This is a genomic window from Streptomyces araujoniae, from assembly GCF_050871195.1.
Classification (GTDB): domain Bacteria; phylum Actinomycetota; class Actinomycetes; order Streptomycetales; family Streptomycetaceae; genus Streptomyces; species Streptomyces bacillaris.
On record NZ_CP194070.1, the window covers coordinates 812,361 to 831,125 of the forward strand.

At 74.6% G+C, this 18,765-nt stretch carries 12 protein-coding genes; 7 read left to right on the forward strand and 5 right to left on the reverse strand.

The window, feature by feature from the left end; all coding sequences use genetic code 11:
• The first annotated feature begins 373 nt into the window (after positions 1 to 373).
• Positions 374 to 1,531 carry an ROK family transcriptional regulator gene (locus ACQ9ZG_RS03270; RefSeq protein WP_028418947.1) on the forward strand — a complete coding sequence of 386 codons (1,158 nt, stop codon included), beginning with the start codon at positions 374 to 376 and terminating at the stop codon, positions 1,529 to 1,531.
• A gap of 353 nt (positions 1,532 to 1,884) precedes the next feature.
• Here ACQ9ZG_RS03270 and ACQ9ZG_RS03275 read toward each other — a convergent pair whose 3' ends face one another.
• Both ACQ9ZG_RS03275 and ACQ9ZG_RS03280 read right to left on the reverse strand, forming a co-directional pair.
• Complete coding sequence (locus ACQ9ZG_RS03275) at positions 1,885 to 2,652, reverse strand: GntR family transcriptional regulator (RefSeq protein ID WP_018492594.1); 768 nt, start codon at positions 2,650 to 2,652, stop codon at positions 1,885 to 1,887.
• A gap of 291 nt (positions 2,653 to 2,943) precedes the next feature.
• Positions 2,944 to 3,846, reverse strand: a complete 903-nt coding sequence (locus tag ACQ9ZG_RS03280) for an RNA polymerase sigma-70 factor (RefSeq protein ID WP_109917136.1) — start codon at positions 3,844 to 3,846, stop codon at positions 2,944 to 2,946.
• A 121-nt stretch (positions 3,847 to 3,967) separates the two neighbouring features.
• Between ACQ9ZG_RS03280 and ACQ9ZG_RS03285 the strand changes: the two genes are divergently transcribed.
• The 4 genes from ACQ9ZG_RS03285 (at position 3,968) to ACQ9ZG_RS03300 (ending at position 10,536) form a co-directional block, all read left to right on the forward strand.
• On the forward strand, positions 3,968 to 4,798 hold the full coding sequence (locus tag ACQ9ZG_RS03285; RefSeq protein ID WP_109917137.1) for an alpha/beta fold hydrolase: 831 nt from the start codon (positions 3,968 to 3,970) through the stop codon (positions 4,796 to 4,798).
• A 162-nt stretch (positions 4,799 to 4,960) separates the two neighbouring features.
• Complete coding sequence (locus ACQ9ZG_RS03290; protein ID WP_499279868.1) at positions 4,961 to 6,337, forward strand: SWIM zinc finger family protein; 1,377 nt, start codon at positions 4,961 to 4,963, stop codon at positions 6,335 to 6,337.
• Positions 6,334 to 9,033 carry a DUF7824 domain-containing protein gene (locus ACQ9ZG_RS03295; protein WP_109915725.1) on the forward strand — a complete coding sequence of 900 codons (2,700 nt, stop codon included), beginning with the start codon at positions 6,334 to 6,336 and terminating at the stop codon, positions 9,031 to 9,033. Before ACQ9ZG_RS03290 ends, ACQ9ZG_RS03295 begins: the two co-directional genes overlap by 4 nt.
• A gap of 102 nt (positions 9,034 to 9,135) precedes the next feature.
• The gene (locus ACQ9ZG_RS03300) at positions 9,136 to 10,536 is read left to right on the forward strand and encodes a GNAT family N-acetyltransferase (RefSeq protein WP_258312203.1); all 1,401 of its coding nucleotides are present in this window, start codon (positions 9,136 to 9,138) and stop codon (positions 10,534 to 10,536) included.
• Here ACQ9ZG_RS03300 and ACQ9ZG_RS03305 read toward each other — a convergent pair.
• Positions 10,457 to 11,683 carry a trans-sulfuration enzyme family protein gene (locus tag ACQ9ZG_RS03305; RefSeq protein ID WP_084996460.1) on the reverse strand — a complete coding sequence of 409 codons (1,227 nt, stop codon included), beginning with the start codon at positions 11,681 to 11,683 and terminating at the stop codon, positions 10,457 to 10,459. The genes ACQ9ZG_RS03300 and ACQ9ZG_RS03305 overlap by 80 nt on opposite strands.
• 59 nt (positions 11,684 to 11,742) lie before the next feature.
• On the opposite strand from ACQ9ZG_RS03305, the gene ACQ9ZG_RS03310 reads away from it, so the two are divergent.
• The gene (locus tag ACQ9ZG_RS03310; protein WP_028418953.1) at positions 11,743 to 12,231 is read left to right on the forward strand and encodes an Lrp/AsnC family transcriptional regulator; all 489 of its coding nucleotides are present in this window, start codon (positions 11,743 to 11,745) and stop codon (positions 12,229 to 12,231) included.
• A 297-nt stretch (positions 12,232 to 12,528) separates the two neighbouring features.
• The gene (locus tag ACQ9ZG_RS03315) at positions 12,529 to 14,217 is read left to right on the forward strand and encodes a DUF885 domain-containing protein (RefSeq protein ID WP_084996459.1); all 1,689 of its coding nucleotides are present in this window, start codon (positions 12,529 to 12,531) and stop codon (positions 14,215 to 14,217) included.
• 239 nt (positions 14,218 to 14,456) lie between these two features.
• On the opposite strand, the gene ACQ9ZG_RS03320 is transcribed toward ACQ9ZG_RS03315, so the two are convergent.
• Both ACQ9ZG_RS03320 and ACQ9ZG_RS03325 read right to left on the reverse strand, forming a co-directional pair.
• A complete protein-coding gene (locus tag ACQ9ZG_RS03320) occupies positions 14,457 to 17,474 on the reverse strand; it encodes an AAA family ATPase (RefSeq protein WP_499279872.1) in 3,018 nt (1,005 codons plus the stop codon).
• On the reverse strand, positions 17,471 to 18,640 hold the full coding sequence (locus ACQ9ZG_RS03325; protein ID WP_084996457.1) for an exonuclease SbcCD subunit D: 1,170 nt from the start codon (positions 18,638 to 18,640) through the stop codon (positions 17,471 to 17,473). Before ACQ9ZG_RS03325 ends, ACQ9ZG_RS03320 begins: the two co-directional genes overlap by 4 nt.
• Between the last annotated feature and the right edge of the window lie 125 nt (positions 18,641 to 18,765).

Below are 18,765 nucleotides of genomic sequence, written 5' to 3' on the forward strand. Positions count from 1 at the left end.
GCCGACAGCGGAAGGTGAGGGTGCGCGGTGAACCGGGGGCTTCCGGACGCCGTGGCCATCGGTGTACGGGTGCCGTCGGCGGGCCGGCAGGGCGGTGGGGAATGCTCCGGTTGGCGGTCCGGGGACCGTCGGACGCGGGGATCGAGCCGCGCCGGGCATCGGTATCGAGACAGTGAGGGTCCATGTCGGTTTGATCGCGGTGAAGTTGGGGGGCGGGGCCGTCCGAGGGTGGTCGGCTCGGCGCAGGCGCCCGGTTCGGTGGCTCCGAGAAAGCCCAGGTTGCGGCTCGATACCGGCTTGCGGTGCTGCTCGCAGGGCCTGCGAGCAGCGAGTACGATCCGGCAGACATGCGCGAGAGCTGGGAGGACGCACCGTGAGCCGGCTGACCGGGGGAGATCCGTCGCTGCTGCGACGGATCAATTCAGCGGTGGTACTGCACGCCCTGCGAGGTGCCGGCTCGCCGACGCTGACGGACCTGACCCGGATCACGGGTCTCTCCCGGCCGACGGTGGAAGGCGTGGTCGAGGGGCTGTTCGAGGCCGGTCTGGTGGTCGAGGCCCACCCCGACGAGAGCGAGGCGCGGCGCCAGGGCCGGCCCGCCCGCCGATTCCGCTTCCGGGCGGAGGCGGGGTATCTGCTGGGCGTCGAGATCGGCCCGCACCGGGTGTCGGCGCTTCTGTCGGGGCTGGACGGCCGGGTGACGGGGGCCGGTTCCCGTACGGTGTCGGAGACGGCCGAGGCGGACGAGCGGCTGGACCAGGTGAGGGCCGTGATCGCGGATCTCCTGCGCCGCACCGGGGTGGCCCGGAACAGTCTGCGGGCCGTCGGTGTCGGCAGCCCGGGCATCGTGGAGGCCGACGGGACGGTCCGGCTGGGGACGGCGCTGCCGGGGTGGACGGGGCTCCCCCTGGGGGAGCGGCTGCGGCGTTCGTTCCGCTGTCCCGTCCTCGTGGAGAACGACGCCAACGCCGCCGCCGTCGCCGAGCACTGGAAGGGCGCGGCCACCGACTCCGACGACATCGTGTTCGTCCTGGCCGGGCTGAGCCCGGGGGCGGGTTCGCTGATCGGCGGACGGCTGCACCGGGGGTTCGGCGGGGCGGCCGGGGAGATCGGCGCCCTGCACCTGCTGGGCAGGGACGTGACTCCGGAGCATCTGCTGTCGACCACGGGGACCCCGCTGGAGCCGCTGGACGAGCAGGCGGTGGCCGTGGTGTTCGCCAAGGCCCGGCAGGGCGACGCGGAGGCGCAGGCGGCCGTCGAGCGGTTCCTCCAGCGGCTGGTGCACGATGTGGCGGCGCTGGCGCTGGCGCTCGACCCGGAGCTGGTGGTGGTCGGTGGCTGGGCCGCCGGTCTGGACGGGGTGCTGGAGCCGCTGCGCAGGGAGCTGGCCCGCTACTGTCTGCGCCCGCCCCGGGTGACGCTGTCCCTGCTCGGCGAGGCCGCCGTCGCGACGGGGGCCCTGCGGCTGGCGCTGGACCACGTCGAGGAGCAGTTGTTCGCCGTGGAGGGCGCGGTGACGACCCGGCGCTGAGGCAGGGCGTCACGGGGCACGGGTGGCACGGGACGTCCCGGAGCCCGGGGCGCGGCACAGGACGTCACGGGGCGCGGGTCGGCCGTACGGACCGGCGGCGCCCGGGCCTGCGGGCACGCGCCGACGGGACCTGGGGGCACGCGCCGCCCGGGGAGGCGCTGAACGGCCCGGACAGACGCGCCGATGGCGGCCCGGCCGGTTTCCCGGCGGACCGCCATCGGGTGAGACGCGGGACGGTGGACGTCCGGCCGTGAACCGTCCGTCCGGCGCCGGCGGGTCCCGTACCAGGAGGCCCGGTGTCGGCGGGTCTCCGGGCGGCGCGTGCCCCCAGGCCCGGCGTCGGCCGGTCCGGCTCAGGAGGCCTGGCGCTGCTGCTGCTCGTCGTGGCGGATCTCCAGCGCGCCGGAGTCCCCGAAGGTGAGGCGGCAGGTGTCCGCCCGGTAGGTGGCGACGGAGACGGCCGCCGTGCCGCCCGCGGCGAAGTAGCGGGTGGTGACCACGAGGACGGGGGCGCCGGGGAGCCGGTCCAGCTCCCTGGCGTCGTCCGCGCGCGCCGAGCCCAGCTCCACGGAACGGTCCTGGCCCTCCACACCCAGCCGGTGCAGCTCACGCAGGACGGCGCGGGCGCGCACCGTGCCGGAGGGCGCGTCGATCGCGGAGAGGTCGGGGACCGACGAGGCGGGCACGTAGAGCAGTTCGGCCGCCACCGCCTGGCCGTGCGTGTCGCGGATGCGGCGCACCACGTGGACGGGCCCGCTGCCGGTGCCGAGCATGGCGGCGACGGCGCCCGGGGCCGCCTCGCTGACGCAGTCGACCGGCTGCCAGGCCTCGCCGGCCACTCCGCCCTCCCACTCGTGCTGGGAGGTGGAGACGGCCACTCCGACGCGCGGCGGGGCCACCGTCGTGCCGACGCCCCGTCGGCGCTGCAGCCTGCCTTCGAGTTCGAGCTGCTCCAGAGCCTGCCGGAGCGTGGCGCGCGCGACGCCGAACCGCGCCGCGAGGTCCCGCTCGTTGGGCAGGATCTCACCCACCGCGAAGTCCGAGTCGAGCGCCTCACTGAGCACGGTCTTGAGGTGCCAGTACTTCGGCTCCTGTACCGATTCGAGCTGCGTGGTCCCCACCACTGTCCTCCGCAATCGCCCAGCGACTTCCATGACGCTATTTATTAAAGGTTCCTGTCTTAAGTTGAGACCCTAGGGCGGCGCACCCCCTTGGTCAAGACCAATCCTTATTCCGTAACGGAACGAAACGGGACTTTGGCGCAGAGCGTTCACAAGACGTTCGTGACGCCGTGAGCCGCGCGCAGCATGAAGCCCCACCACCGGGGTGGTGACGGTGCTGCGGACGGGCGGGCGCGACACACGAGCCGCCGGATTCCTCTTGGCTTGAAAGCGCTCCCAACCATAGAACGGCTAGCGAGCGAATGGCACGGACAGCCCGGAGAGCTTGTCCGGATTACGAACGATATAGATACATTGAATGAGGCCGTCCCGGACATCGAGCTGGAGAAATGTGTCCGGCTTCCCACCGACAAAGCACGCCACAGCGGGTCCGCCGTTGAACTCCGCGACCCGCATGTCCCAGTCCGGCCCGACCTCCTGGGCCACCGCCGCGAGGAACCGGCCGACCTTGTCGGCGGTCCCGATCATCCGCAGCGCCGCCTTCGCCCTGCCGCCCGCGTCGCTGACGAGCCGGATGTCCGGCGCCAGGAGGGCCATCAGCCGCTCGACGGAGCCGCCGGACGCCGCGGCCAGGAACCGTTCGGTGAGGTCCCGGCGCTCGGCCGGATCCACGTCATAGCGCGGCCTGCGCTCCTCCACATGGCGCCTGGCGCGCCCGGCGACCTGCCGGACGGCCGGCTCGGTCCGGCCGAGGGCGGCGGCGATCTCGGTGTACGGGAATCCGAAGGCCTCCCGGAGCACGAAGACGGCGCGCTCCAGCGGGGAGAGCGATTCGAGGACGACCAGCACGGCGAAGGAGACGGTGTCGGCCAGGGCCGCCCGCTCCGCGGCGTCCGGGACGGGCGGCACCCCGTGCGGCTCCTCCGTGGCCAGCGGTTCGGGCAGCCAGGGACCCACGTACACCTCCCGACGCGCGCGCAGCCGGCGCAGCCGGTCGATGGCCAGCCGGGTGGTGATCCGCACCAGGTACGCCCTCGGCTCGCGGACCTCCTCCCGGTCCGCCGACGACCACCGCAGCCACGCCTCCTGCACCACGTCCTCGGCGTCGGCGATCCGGCCGAGCATGCGGTAGGCGACACCGGTGAGGACGGGCCGGTGCTCCTCGAAGACGTCGGTCGCGGGGTCGGCGTTCACCGGCTCATCCCAGCCGGTACGGCCGGTGGTGTCCAGCGGAATCGCCCCAGCCCTTGAACTCCAAGCTACTGGAAGGTAATTGTTGTTGACGCAATGTCTACCCATGTCAGGGAGCGGCTCCATGGCGACCACGGTCTCCTTCACCGTCGATACGGCGCACGGCCCCCGTCCGCTCTCCGTGGCGTACGAACGGACCGGTACGGGAGAGCCGCTGGTGCTGCTCCACGGCATCGGCCACCACCGCCAGGCGTGGGATCCGGTGACGCGGATCCTGGCCGCCGAGCGGGAGGTGATCGCCGTCGACCTGCCCGGTTTCGGCGCGTCCCCGGGGCTGCCGGACGGGGTCCCGTACAGCCTGGAGACGGTCCCCGCGATCTTCGGGGCCTTCTTCGGGGCGCTGGACCTGGACCGCCCGCATGTGGCAGGGAACTCCCTCGGGGGCCTGTTCGCCCTGGAGTTGGGGCGGACGGAACTGGTCCGCTCGGTGACCGCCCTCGCCCCCGCGGGCTTCTGGAACCAGCCGGAGCGCCGTTACGCCTTCGCCGTCCTCCTGGCGATGCGCCGTGCCGCGCTGGCCCTGCCGGTGCCGGCGATCGAGCGGCTCTCCCGCAGCGCGGCCGGGCGTACGGCGCTGACCAGCACCATCTACGCCCGGCCCGGCCGCCGTTCGCCCGAGGCCGTGGTGGCCGAGACCCTGGCCCTGCGGGAAGCCACCGGCTTCGACCAAGCGCTGGCGGCCGGTGGCAACGCCCTCTTCACCGACGAGGTGAAGGGCCTCCCCGTCACCGTCGCCTGGGGCACCCGCGACCGCATCCTGCTGCGCCGTCAGGGGATCCGCGCCAAGCACGTGATCCCGGACGCCCGGCTGGTGCGGCTGCCCGGCTGCGGGCACGTCCCGATGAGCGACGACCCGGCCCTGGTCGCCCGCGTCATCCTCGACACCAGCCGCTGAGGGGCGGAGCGCTCTCCGCCGAAGTGCCGCGGCCCGGGGCGCGTCGGCCCGTGCGGGCGCCCGTCCGGCCCGGGCGCGCGGTGGGTCCCGAGATACGCCTCTGACCTGCACGGACCGCTGAGCCGGGGGCCGTTGTCAGTGGTGGGTCCTACCGTTTTCTCCATGACCCGATCCGTTCAGGCCTTGGCCTACGCACGCCCGTCCGCCCTGGAGTCCTCGCAGGTGGGCGCCTCCTTGGGGCTGGAGACCGCAGGCGGTCTCACCCCGCGCGGGGCGGAGGCGCATCCGCGGTTCTTCGCCGGATTCCTCTCCGCCCCGCGCATAGCCGCCCGTGGACTGCTGGCGGTGGCCGATGTGGCCGCCGCCCGCTACTACCAGCGCACCCTGTCCGCCTCCCTCGACCCGGTGGTGACGGGGAACGGGGACCGGCTCCGCTTCGAGTCGTTCTCCGGCTGCTGCGGGGTGTACGCACGCCTCGATGTGCTCCAGGAAGGGCTGGAGGGCGAGCGGACCGGCCACGGCACGACCAATGTGGACGTCAACAACCCGCTCCGGGACGCGCTGTCGCGGATCACGGCGGACGACCCGCTCCATCTGCGGGTGGGCCCCCAGGAGTTGGCGGTCACGACGGTGGACGGGCCGTTGGTGGAGAAGAAGGTCCCGCTGCCGGACCGGTGGCTGCGGGGATTCGCGGAGGCCCAGGTCGCCTCGGCCGGGTTCGATCTGCGGGCCGAACTGTCGGGGGCGCAGGCGGTGGCGTTCCTGCGCTCGCTGCCCCGGCGTGCGGGGAACGCGGCGCGCGGCGCCCAGTGGGTGGTGGCGTCCGGTTCCGCCCTGCGGCCGACGACCCGGCCGGTGCCGGGCGCGGTCTGTCTGCCGGGGCCGGAGCGGCTGGCGGCCCTGGAGCGGGTGCTGCGCCATGCGACGGCCCTGCGGGTGTACGGGCCTCCGGTGGTCGACGGGGCTCCGGTGGCGAGCGCCTGGGAGGTGGTGCTGCCGGGGATGCGGCTCACGCTGACGCTGTCGCCGGACGCGGCGCGCGGGTTCTCGGGCGAGGGCGGGGTCCTGGAGGCGCTGGCCACGGACGAGGCGGCGGCCGACGCCGAGCTGGTCTCCGTGCTCCTCGCGTGGGAGCCCGCGATCGAACCGGCCTCGCTGGCCGAGCAGTCGGGGCTGGGCGTCGAGCGGGTGAGGGCCGCGCTCACCCGCCTCGGCACGGCGGGCCGGGTCGGCTACGACCTGGCGGACGCGGCGTACTTCCACCGTGAGCTGCCGTACGACGCGGACCGGGCCGAGCGGCACAATCCGCGGCTGGTGGCGGCGCGCGAGCTGGCCGGTGCGGGGGCGGTCACGCTGGACGGCGCGGTGGCCTCCGTGGCCTCCGGCGAGCGGCGGTATCAGGTGCGCGAGAGCGACGGAAGACTCACCTGCACCTGTCAGTGGTGGGCGGACTACCGGGGCAAGCGGGGTCCGTGCAAGCACGCCCTCGCCGTGACGATGGTCCGGCGCGGGGCGACGGTCACCGGGGGTGTGCGATGAGCGACCTTCTCACCGCCGTACGCGCGGGAGCGCACCGTGAGGTCCCCGCCCTCGTGCTCGGGCTCGACGCGGCCGGGCGCAAGGCTGCGCTGGCCGAGCTGAAGGAGCTGCGCAAGGAGGTCCGGGGCTGGGACTGGCAGCGCCAGGACAGGATCCGCAAGGCGCTCCATGTGGCCGGGGCCGGGTGTCACACGGGGGCCGCGGGGTGCGCCACCTGGATCGGCGGCCGGGATCTGCGCGGATGGTCCCGGTCCCCGTACCCACTGATCCTGACGGCGCTCGGGGACCGCGATCCGGCCTGGCTCGGTGACCTCGCCCAGCGGCTGGCGGCGAAGTCGCTCAACTCCGACGCGGAGTTCACGTTCATCAGCGAGCTGGCCCGGATGGCCGGCGGCCCGGTCCCGGTGACGGACAGTGTCGTCGAGGGCTGGGTGGAGCGGATCAGCACGGCGCGGTGGCCCGGCAGGTCCGGCCGGACCCCTCTGATCGGCATCCTCCGGTCCGACCCGCACGTCGCGGTGCTCGCGCCCCGGCTGTTCGAGATGGCGGAGCTTCCGGGGCAGGTCAGCTGGTACGAGACGGCGGACTCGACGGACCACTGGCCGGGTGCGCTCCGCACCCTGGCCGAGGAGGGCGTGCTCGACCGGTCGCGGCTGACCGAGCGGTGCGTGACGCGGCTGGTGCGCGGGGGCAAGACCGGTGACCAGCGCTTCTTCCTCACCGTGCTCCAGCAGGTGGGCATCACGGAGGACGAGGAGCGGGAGCGCCTCCGTGACTGGATGGGGATGGCGGCGGACGGCATCTCGGTGGTCGCCGGCCATGCCCAGGACGTGCTGGCGCGGCTGGACGCCCGGGGCGAGCTGTCCACCCGGGACCTGGCGGAGGCGTCGGGCGCGGTGCTCTTCCGCCGGGAGAAGAAGCTGGTGCGCGGCCAGTTGATCCTGCTGGGCAAGGTGCTGGGCCGGGACCCGTCGACGGCGGGCGAGCTGCTGCCGGTGGTGGCGGAGGCGTTCGGGCACGAGGACGTCGCGCTTCAGGAGCGGGCCCTCAAGCTGATCGCACGCCACCTTCCGGCCGACGACGCCGCGCTGCGGGAGGAGCTGTCCTTCGCGGCCCAGCAGTTGGGGCCGATCCACCGGGAGGCGGTCACCGCGCTCTTCGGGGCGGTGGACGAGGACGATGTGGTGGAGGGACCGTACGAGGAGCTGCTGCCGCCGGTGCCGGAGCCGGTCCGGCTCGATCCTGCGCCGGGGAGCGTGGCGGAGCTGGTCGAGGAGGTGTCGGCCCAGCTCAAGTCGCGTTCCTGGCAGGGGGCCACGCCCGGCGCCCTGGCCGCCGCGTCCGGGATCTCGCCCTTCGAGCGCGCGCTGGACGGGCTCGTCCGGGTGGCCCGCACCGACCGGTCCGGGCTGACGGAGGCGTTGCGGGAGGCCCTGGCGGGCACGTGGTACGCCGAGCACGGCATCGACCACCAGCCGGAACCGGCCTACATGACGACGGACCACGCACTCGCCCTGGTGGTGGGCTCACTGCTGGGCCGGGTGTCGTACCAGTCCGTGGTCGAGGGGAGGAGCCGCTGGACCGGCACCGGCACGTGTGCCCACGCGGCGCTCAACGGGGTGCTGCTCGCCCGTACCTGGGAGGCGGCCGGTGACGTGGCGACCGACCGGGTCCCCTTCCTGCTCGCCACCCCCACCTGGCACACCGGATCGCTGGACCCGGCGGAGCTGGTCGAGCGGCTGCGGACATACCGGCGGCTCGGGATCACCCCGGGCCCCGCCGACTTCTCCCAGGCCCTGCTGCGGGTGCGCCGGAGCGGCGCGGAGGAGGCCGCCGACGCCGCCGCGACGCTCGGGACACCGGAGGGCGACCGGCTGGCCGCGTGGATACGGGCCGACGAGCCGCTGGTGCCCGTCCTGCGCCACGGGCTGACCAGCGACCGGCCCTCGGCGGGCAACTGGTGGCAGCGGTCCGCCTCCGGGGTGCGCCAGGTGCTGCTCGCGACCAAGGAACGGCCCCTGATCGAGCGGGAGTTCCCGCGCTCCTTCCACTGGCTGGGACGCCCGCGCGTACCCAACTCCCGGGACTGCTACCACTGGGGCGCGGACCAGAGCCCGCACTGGACCGCGACGCTGCCCGAGGACGGCGAGACCCTGGCGGCCTGGCTGATGCCGGATCTGCTGCGCACCGCCGACGAGGGGCCCCGGGGCAGTGCCTGGTGCCTGCCACGGCTGGTGGAGGCGGGCGGCGAGGCCGGTGTCGCCCTGCACCTCGCCCTGGCCTACGGGCTGGGCGCGCGCCACCCCGAGGACCGGATATCCGCTGTGGACGCGCTCCTCGTGCTGGCGGCGCAGGGACGGCTGGACACCGTACTGCTCGGCCGGGAGCTGGGGGTCCTCGTGGACCACGATCTGGTCAAGGTCAACCGGCTGGCCGACTCGGCCCGGACGGGCGCCGCCACCGGTGCGTACCGGACCGTGCTCGGCGTGCTGGCCCGGGTGCTGCCCACCCTGCTGGCGTACGAGAAGGCGCCCCGCGGCATCGGTGACCTGCTGGCCGTGGCGGCGGAGTGCGCCGAGCGCTGCGGAACGGAGGGGGTCGAGCCGATCGCCGGGCTGGCCGCGACCGCCGGGCGCAAGGGGTCCTCGCAGACCGTCCGGCAGGCCGCCCGCCTGGCGAAGACCTTCAAGGAGTGAGGAATACGGCCGAAAACCGACGATAGGAGTGCAGATCGACACTTAACCCATCAGTCACAAGGTGTTCGTGATCAGGCAACACCAGGCGTTCACAGTAAGGATATGACTCATGTGACGGATGCGATGACCACACTGTTCGGGCACCGGCCCGACGGAAGCCACCTGCTCCTGGCCGTCCTGGTCCTGGCGTCGACCGTGGCCCTGGCCGCCATGGCCGCGATCCACGCCTGGCGGGCCAGGCGCCACAGCAACGATCCCCCGCCCAAGGATCCGGGCACATCCGATCCGGCGCCGGACGGGTCCGCCCGCCCGGCGGACGGCGCCGGGGGCGGGTCCGGCGCCGGGGAAACCGTGCTGTGGCGGATGCGGACGACCGTGCGGGACGCGCCGGGCAGTCTGGCCGCGCTCTGCCTGGTGATCGCCCGGTTCCGTATCGACATCCTCACGCTCCAGACCCACCCGCTGGCGGAGGGCACGGTCGACGAGTTCCTGCTGCGGGCGCCCGCCTCGCTCCCGGCGCAGGAGCTGACCGGGCAGATCGAGGCCGCGGGCGGCACGGCCACCTGGATCGAGCGGGCCGACACCCACGATCTGGTCGACACCCCGACCCGGGTGCTCTCCCTGGCCACCCGTACGGCACTGGACGCGGCGGAACTGCCCCTGGCCCTGCGCCAGTTGCTCGGCCGCTGCACCATCCACTCGCTGCCCGCCGTCTCCGTCACCGGCCGCCCGACCGGGCAGAGCGCCCCGGTCGAAGGCGTCCTGGAGGAGACCGCCATGCGGCTGCGCGACCCGTCCGGCGGGGTCATCTCCGTGGAGCGGCCCTATCTGCCGTTCACGCCGACCGAGTTCGCCCGGGCCCGCGCCCTGGTCGAGCTGGACGCCCGGCTCGGCCCGCGGGTGCCCCGGAGCACCGACATCCTCACCCTCCCCGAGGGCAACGAGATCACCGTGCGCCGCGCGGACCGCAGCGACCTCGCCGCGGCCCGCGCCATGCACGACCGGTGCTCCCCCGACACCCTGGGGCTGCGCTACCACGGCCCGGTGGGCGACGCCGACCGCTATCTCAACCACCTGCTGAGCCCGCGGTTCGGCCGCACCCTGGCCGTCCAGACCGCCTCCGGCAAGCTGGTGGCGCTGGGCCACCTGCTCTGGGACGGCGACGAGACGGAGGTGGCGCTCCTCGTCGAGGACGACTGGCAGCGCCGGGGCATCGGCTCGGAGCTGCTCGGCCGACTGGTGCAGCTCGCGGAGGAGGCGGGGTGCGACAGCGTGTACGCCGTGACCCAGTCCCGCAACACCGGCATGGTCGCCGCGATGCGCGCCCTGGGACTCCCCCTCGACTACCAGATCGAGGAGGGCACCCTCGTCATCACCGCACGGCTGAGCGCCGTTGCGGCGGAGCCGACGGGCGCTACGGGCGCTACGGGCGAACGGACTGCCCGGCCGTCGGACGGGCGGACCGTTCGGCCGTCCGGGCCTGCGGAAGGGGCCCGTCGCTGAGCGCCTGGCACAGGTCGGCCCACAGGTCCTCGACGTCCTCCAGACCCACCGACATCCGCAGCAGCCGGTCACCGACCCCGGCCGCCCGCCGGTCGCCCTCGTCCACGATGCGGTGGCTGATGGAGGCCGGGTGCTGGATCAGCGAGTCCACGCTGCCCAGGCTGACGGCGGGCGTGATGAGCCGGACGCCCGCGATCACGGCGTGCGGGTCCCCGTACACCTCGAAGGAGACCATCGCCCCGCCGATCTCCGGGTAGTGCACCCGGGCGATCCGCGGGTCGGCGGTGAGCCGGCGGGAGAGTTCGGCGGCGGAGGCGGACGCGGCCCGGACGCGTACCGGAAGGGTGGACAGCCCCCGCAGCAGCAGGTATCCGGCCAGTGGGTGCAGCACCCCGCCGGTGGCGAACCGCACCTGACGGAGCGTGGCGGCGAACTCCTCGTCGCAGGCGACGACCCCGCCCATCACATCGCCGTGGCCGCCGAGGTACTTGGTGGCGCTGTGCAGGACGATCCGGGCGCCGTGTTCGACGGGCCGCTGGAGCACGGGGGTGGCGAAGGTGTTGTCGACGAGCAGCGGCACGGTGCCGCAGGAGTGGGCGACGGCCCGGATGTCGATCTCGGCGAGGGTGGGGTTGGCCGGGGTCTCGACCATGACCAGACCGGTGTCCGGCCGGATCGCGTCGGCGATCCCCGCCGGGTCGGTCCAGGTGACCTCGGTGCCGAGCAGCCCGGCGCCCAGCAGGTGGTCGCTGCACCCGTAGAGGGGCCGGACCGCGACGACGTGGCGCAGCCCCACGCTCGCGCGGGCCAGCAGGACGGCGGTGAGGGCCGCCATGCCGCTGGCGAACGCGACGGCGCTGTCGGTCCCCTCCAGCCGGGCGAGCGCGGTCTCGAAGCGGCCGGTCGTCGGGTTGTCGAGCCGCGCGTAGACGGGCGGGCCGTCCGGGCGGGCGCCCGTGGTGGCGAAGGCGTCGATGCGCTCGGCCTCGGCCCGCGAGTCGTAGGAGGGGTAGGTGGTGGACAGGTCGAGCGGCGGGGCGTGCAGGCCGAGGGAGGCGAGGTCGTCGCGTCCGGCGTGCACGGCTTCGGTGGCCAGCGCCCTGGCCGGGGTGGAGGCAGGGGGCGTCATCGAGACTTCGTTGTCCATGACAACAGGCTGAACAGTTACCGGCTCGTAGCGGAGAAAGGCCGTGTTACGTTCGCCGCATGGCTGATTCTGTCGCTCTGGATCCGGTGGATCTGCACATTCTGCGGCTGCTGCAGAACGACGCACGGACCACCTACCGGGAGCTGGCCGCCGAGGTCGGGGTGGCCCCCTCGACCTGTCTGGACCGGGTGACCCGGCTCCGCCGCTCCGGAGTCATCCTCGGCGACCAGCTGCGGCTGGATCCGGCGAAGCTCGGCCGGGGGCTCCAGGCGCTGCTCCTGGTGCAGGTCCGGCCGCACCGCCGGGAGCTGATCGGCCCGTTCGTCGACCGGGTCCGGGCGCTGCCGGAGTCGCGGGCGCTCTTCCACCTCACCGGGCCGGACGACTATCTGGTGCAGGTGGCGGTGGCGGACACGGCGGATCTGCAGCGGCTGGTGCTGGACGAGTTCACCTCGCGCCGAGAGGTGGCCCGGGTGGAGACCCGGCTGATCTTCCAGCAGTGGGAGTGCGGCCCCCTGCTGCCGCCGGGTGAACCGGCCCGCGCCTGACCGCCGCGCGAGGTCCCGGACCCGCGCGACATCCCGGACCCGTGAGCGGCCCCGGACCCGTGAGCGGCCGCCAGGCACGGACCGCAGCCGTCCGGCCCCTGGATCCGCCCGTGATCGTCCGGCGCGCGGGCCGGTGATCGCCGGTCGCACGGGCCGGTGATCGCCCGGCGCGCGGGTCGATGATCGTCGGGCGCGCGGGTCGATGATCGTCGGGCACGGGCGATCCGTGATCGTCTTTCGGACGCTGCCGCCGTACCGGTGGTGACGGAGAGGGGTCGTCCGTTGGAGGATGTCCGCATGTCAGACACTTCGAGCAGTGCGCTGCCCCGTCAGATCGCCGACGCCTACGTCGACGCCCTCATCGAACTCGACCCCATCACCGGCACCTATCTGGGGATCCCGGAGAGCTCGCGCCGCCTGCCCGATCTCTCACCGGCGGGCCAGGAGGCCTCCGCCGACCTCATCCGGACCACGCTGCTGAAGCTGGACGACGCGGAGCGGCTGCCGGGCGCCGACAGCGACGAGGAGCGCCGCTGCGCTCGGCTCCTGCGCGAGCGGCTGACGGCGGAACTCGCCGTGCACGAGGCGGAGGAGGGGTTGCGGACCGTCTCCAACCTCCACTCGCCCGCCCACAGCCTGGTCCAGGTCTTCACGCTGACGCCCACCGCCACGGAGGAGGACTGGGCGGCGGTCCTGGAGCGGCTGGGCGCCGTCCCGGCCGCCGTCGAGGGGTACCGGGCCTCGCTCGGCCTCGGCCTGGAGCGCAAGCTGTACGCCGGTCCCCGGGCGACGGCCACCTTCGTCGGGCAGCTCACCGAGTGGAGCGGCGAGGGCGACAGCGCGGCGTTCTTCGCGGACCTCGTCGCCCCGGCCCCGGAGGCCCTGCGTCCGCAGCTGACCGAGGCGGCCGGGCTGGCGACCGGGTCCCTCGCCGCCCTGCGCGACTGGGTGCGTGACGTCTACGCCCCGGCGATCGAGGGCGCGCCCGACACCGTGGGCCGCGAGCGGTACGCCCGCTGGTCGCGCTACTACAACGGTACGGATCTGGATCTCGACGAGGCTTACGCGTACGGGTGGTCGGAGTACCACCGCCTGCTGGCCGAGATGAAGGCCGAGGCGGCGCAGATCCTGCCCGGCGCGAGCCCCTGGGAGGCGCTCGCCCACCTCGATGTGCACGGCAAGCACATCGAAGGGGTCGACGAGGTGCGCGAGTGGCTCCAGGGTCTGATGGACGAGGCGATCGAGAAGCTGGACGGCACCCACTTCGACCTGGCCGAGCGGGTCCGCAAGGTGGAGTCGCACATCGCCCCGCCGGGCGGTGCGGCGGCCCCGTACTACACGGGCCCCTCCGAGGACTTCTCACGCCCCGGCCGCACCTGGCTGCCGACCATGGGCGAGACCCGTTTCCCCGTGTACGACCTGGTCTCGACCTGGTACCACGAGGGCGTGCCCGGCCACCACCTCCAGATCGCGCAGTGGACGCACGTCGCGGACAGCCTCTCCCGCTACCAGGCCTCGGTCGGCATGGTCAGCGCCAACGCCGAGGGGTGGGCGCTCTACGCCGAGCGGCTCATGGACGAGCTGGGCTTCCTCTCCGACGCGGAACGGCGCCTGGGGTATCTCGACGCGCAGATGATGCGGGCCTGCCGGGTCATCGTGGACATCGGTATGCACCTGGAGCTGGAGATCCCGGCGGACTCTCCGTTCCACCCGGGCGAGCGCTGGACGCCCGCCCTGGCGCAGGAGTTCTTCGGCAACCACAGCGGCCGGCCGGCGGACTTCGTGGAGAGCGAGCTGACCCGCTACCTCTCGATGCCGGGCCAGGCCATCGGCTACAAGCTGGGCGAGCGCGCCTGGCTGCTCGGCCGGGAGAACGCGCGGGCCGCCCACGGTGCCGCGTTCGACCTCAAGTCCTGGCACATGGCGGCGCTTTCGCAGGGTTCGCTGGGCCTGGACGACCTGGTGGACGAGCTGTCACGGCTCTGACCCGGCCCGGCGCCCCGGCCCCTCCCGCCACGGAGGCGGCTCCCGGCCGGGGCGCCGCGCGACGACGTGCGGGCGGTCCGCGCTGAGCGGACGGCCCGGGTGGCGCCGTCGCGGCCCGGGCCCCAGCAGGACGTCACCACCGGCACCACCGGCAAGGCTGGGCAGCCGGGCAGCCGGGCGGCACCCGCCCGCCGCACGCCGCCCGCCCAGCGCCCGCCCAGCGCACGCCCGGCGGCGGTTCAGAGCCGGTGGCGGACCGTCGAGCCGTGCCGCTCCTTGACCACTTCGAGGCGGGCCGGGATGCGGCGGCGCAGATCGGCCACGTGGCTGACGATCCCGACGCTCCGGTCCCGTTCCCGCAGCGAGTCCAGCACGTCGAGCACCTCGTCCAGGGTCTGGTCGTCCAGGCTGCCGAAGCCCTCGTCGATGAAGAGGGTGTCCAGGCGCACGCCGCCCGCCTCCTCGGTGACGACGTCCGCGAGCCCGAGCGCCAGGGCCAGTGAGGCGAAGAACGTCTCACCGCCGGAGAGCGTCGCCGTGTCCCGTTCGCTGCCGGTCCAGGCGTCCACGACATGGAGTCCGAGCCCGGCCCGGCGCCCGCCCGTGCGGGCGTCGGAGTGGACGAGGGTGTAGCGGCCCGCGGACATCCGCTGCAGCCGGGCGGTGGCCGCGGCCGCCACCTGCTCCAGCCGGGCGGCGAGGACGTACGACTCCAGGCGCATCTTGCGTTCGTTGTCGGCGGAGGTCCCGGCGGTCAGTCCGGCGAGCCGGGCGACCCGTTCGTACTCCGCGCGCACCGGCCCCAGCCGCCGTACCTCCTCGGCGACCCGCCCGGAGAGCCGGTCGAGTTCGGCGCACCGCTCGCGGGCGGCCGCACGGCCCGACGCGGCCTCGCGCAGCAGCCACTCCGCAGCGTCGTGGGCGCTCGACGCCTCCGCGGGCCGGGCGGGCGGGTGTTCGGCCGCCTCGCGCGCGTCGCGCTCGGCCCGGCGGTCCGCGACGGCCGCTGCCTCCGCCTGCCAGGCGTCGACGCGGTGCTGGAGATCGCGCTGTGCGGCCGCGTCGAGGAGCGTGGCGGCAGCGGCCCGCGGGGTGTCGAACCCGGCCCTGAACGCCGCGTCGGAGAGCCGGCCGTCGGCCTCCTTGCGGCGCCGGTCCGCGTCCTGCTCGGCGCGTACGGCCTCGGCGGCTCCGGCGAGGAGCGCCACCCGGCGGGTGAGCCGTTCGGCGTGCGCGGCGACGGACGGGGATTCGCCCCGGGCGGCGGCGATCTGCTCCGCCAGCCGCGCCTGATCGCTGTCCAGCGCCTCGCGCGCGGCGGTACGCGCGGCGATCCTCTCGCCGGCCTCCTGGCGCTGCGCCAGCCGCCCGGCGTGCTCCCGTTCGGCGGCGGTGAGGGCCTCCCGTGCGGGGTTCGTCGCGGCGGCGAGGCGGTGGGCCTCGGCATGCTCGTCGGTCAACCGGTCGACGAGGGTGCGGAGTCCGTCCACGGTGGGCGTCCCGGCCGCGGGCCCGGGCTGGTCCCCGAGCGCCTCCGTCTCCGCCGCCGCGTACCGTTCGCGTACGAGTCCGAGCTGCTGTTCCGCACGGGCGCGGGCCTCCTCGGCGGACCGCTGGGCGGTGAGAGCCCGCTCCTCCGTGGCCCGGTCCACATGGCCGTCGCCGGGGCTGGCGGGAGCCGGGTGTTCGGCCGAGCCGCAGACCGTGCAGGGCTCGCCCGCGACCAGAGCGGCGGCCAGCTCGGCGGCGATGCCCCGCAGTCGGCGCTCCTTCAGTTCGAGCCAGAACTCGCGGGTGGCCAGGGCCTGTTCGCGGGCGGCGGTGAGCTGCAGCTCGGCCTGGAGTACGTCGGTGGCGAGGGCGTCACGGCGGTGGGCGGCGTCCAGCCGGCGGCGGGCCGGGGCGAGGAGTCCGGCGAGCTGTTCGGCACGGGTGGCGGCTTCCTGGGCCGCGTCGATGCGTGCCTTCAGGGCCGTACGGGTGGTGTCCCAGTCGGCCAGCCACGCGTCCGCGTCCCGGATCAGCTCCTCGTCGGCCCGGGCCTCGCGGTCGAGCAGGTCGCGCTCCTCGTCGATGCGCGCACTGCGCTCCTCGGCCGCGCGGGCCGCTTCGAGCGCGTACAGCTCCTGCCGGAACCGCCGCTCCAGCTCGGCCAGTCGGTCGGCTCCCGCGTCGGAGAGCTCCGGGGGCAGCGGCGCCCGCGCCCGGGCGAGGGCGTCGCTCGCGGCCCGGTACTCCCGCTCGGCCTCCTCGCACAGCTCCAGCGCGGGGGCCACCCGGTCCGCCGTGCGGGCGCGCTCCAACCGCTCCTGGCAGGCTTCGTGTTCGGGGCGCCGCGCCTCCAGCTCCTCGGCGCGGCGCAGGGTCTCGGCGTACCGCTCCTGGAGGCGGGCCAGTTCGCGTTCGGCCTCCAGGGTTCGGGCGGCGGCGAGTCGGCGGCCCTCGGCTGCCGCGACCGCCGCACCGGCGATGCCGAGCCGTTCCCGGGCGGCGCTGCGGGCGAGGGCGGCCCACTCCAGGACCGCTTCGGCCAGGCCCGGTTCGCCCGCCCGGACGGCGGGCTGCGGCGCCTCTACGGCCGCCGGGCCGCCCGCCTGGGCGATGCGCTGGGCGAGGGCGAGGATCTCCTCGTCGCCCGCCTTCACCCGGGCCTCGGCACCCCGGCGCAGCTCCGCGAGGCGCTCCTCCACGGCGGCGAACCGGCGGGTGTCGAAGAGCCGGCCGAGCAGCTTGCCGCGCGCCTCGGCGTCGGCGCGCAGGAAGCGGGCGAAGTCGCCCTGGGGCAACAGCACGACCTGGCAGAACTGGTCCCGGCTCATCCCGATGAGCTGGACCAGCTCCTCACCGATCTCCTGGTGGGACTTGCTGAGCGCCTTCCAGCCGCCCTCGGGTTCGCGCTCGCGCAGCCGGCTCTGGGCCTTCTCCTGGGTGAAGCCGTCGCCGCGCCTCTTGGGCCGGGGCTGGGCGGGGCTGCGGGTGATTTCGAGGCGCCGGCCGCCGACCGTCAGCTCCAGCAGCACCTCAGTGGGGAGGTCGGCGGGTGCGTGGTCGCTGCGCAGGGTGGCGCCGGGGCTCTGGCGGGCGCCGGGGACGGCTCCGTACAGCGCGTAGCAGACGGCGTCCAGGACGGAGGTCTTCCCGGCGCCGGTCGGGCCGTGGAGCAGGAAGAGCCCGGCGGAGGAGAGGGCGTCGAAGTCGACTTCCTGGGTGGCGCCGAAGGGGCCGAAGGCGGTGAGGGCGAGGCGGTGCAGTCTCATCGGGACACCTCGCGGACGCTCTCGTCCACCCGTACGTCGTCGAACGCGGCGCGCAGCACGGTGCGTTCGGGGCCGCTGGGTCCGCTGCCACCGCGCACATGGGCCACGAAGTCCTCCGCGATCTGGTGGTCGTCGCGGCCCCGGAGGCGCTGGGCGTAGGAGGCGAGCGGGTCCTCGGGCGGCCGCTCGGGGTCGAAGACCAGGTTCAGGGTGTGCGGGAAGCGGGCGGCGAGGCGGGCCATGGGGTCGGCGGGGCGGACCGGGTCGGTGAGGGTGGCCTCGACCCAGGCGTGCTCGTGACGGTCCAGGGCCGGGTCCTCCAGGAGGGTGTCGAGGCGGCCGCGGAGCCGGGCGAGGGGGCGTTCGGCCGGGCAGTCGACGCGCTCGTCGGCGGTGATGGCGCCGCTGCCGTCCAGCTCGATCAGCCACATGGTCTTGCGGTGGTCGGCCTCGGAGAAGGAGTAGGCGAGCGGGGAGCCGGAGTAGCGGACCCGGTCCGTGACCCGCTGGGAGCCGTGGAGGTGGCCGAGGGCGACGTAGTCGACACCGTCGAAGACCCCGGCCGGGACGGCAGAGACCCCGCCGACGGTGATGTCCCGTTCGCTGTCGCTGGGTTCGCCGCCCGCGACGAAGGCGTGGGCGAGGACGACGGAGCGGGTGGTGGCGGGGCGGGCGGCGAGGTCGGCGCGGACGCGGTCCATGGCGGCGGTGAGGACCGCCTCGTGCCCGGCCCTGGGGGCGCGGAGGGTGTCCTTGACCAGGGCCGGTTCCAGGTACGGGAGGCCGTAGAGGGCGACGTCGCCGTGGGCGTCGGTGAGGACGACGGGGGTGGCGCAGCCCTCGGGGTCGGTACGGAGGTGGATGCCGGAGCGTTCGAAGAGGCCCGCGCCGACGCCGAGCCGGCGGGCCGAGTCGTGGTTGCCGGAGATCATGACGGTCGGGACGCCGACGGCGGCGAGCCGGTGCAGCGCCCGGTCGAAGAGTTCGACGGCGGCGAGCGGCGGGACGGCCCGGTCGTAGACGTCGCCCGAGACGAGGACGGCGTCCACCTCGCGGGCCTCGACGGTGGCCACCAGGTGGTCGAGGAAGGCGGCCTGGGCGTCCAGCAGGGGGACGCGGTGGAAGGACCGGCCCAGGTGCCAGTCCGAGGTGTGCAGCAGCTTCACGCGACCGCTCCACCGGTGGGACGGGTGGTGCGCGGCGCCCGCCCGGGCGCCCTGCGCGGCGTGCGCCGTGTGTACGTGGCTCCGCGCCGTGTGCGCTGCATGTCTACGTCGTCCTCCACCCCGTG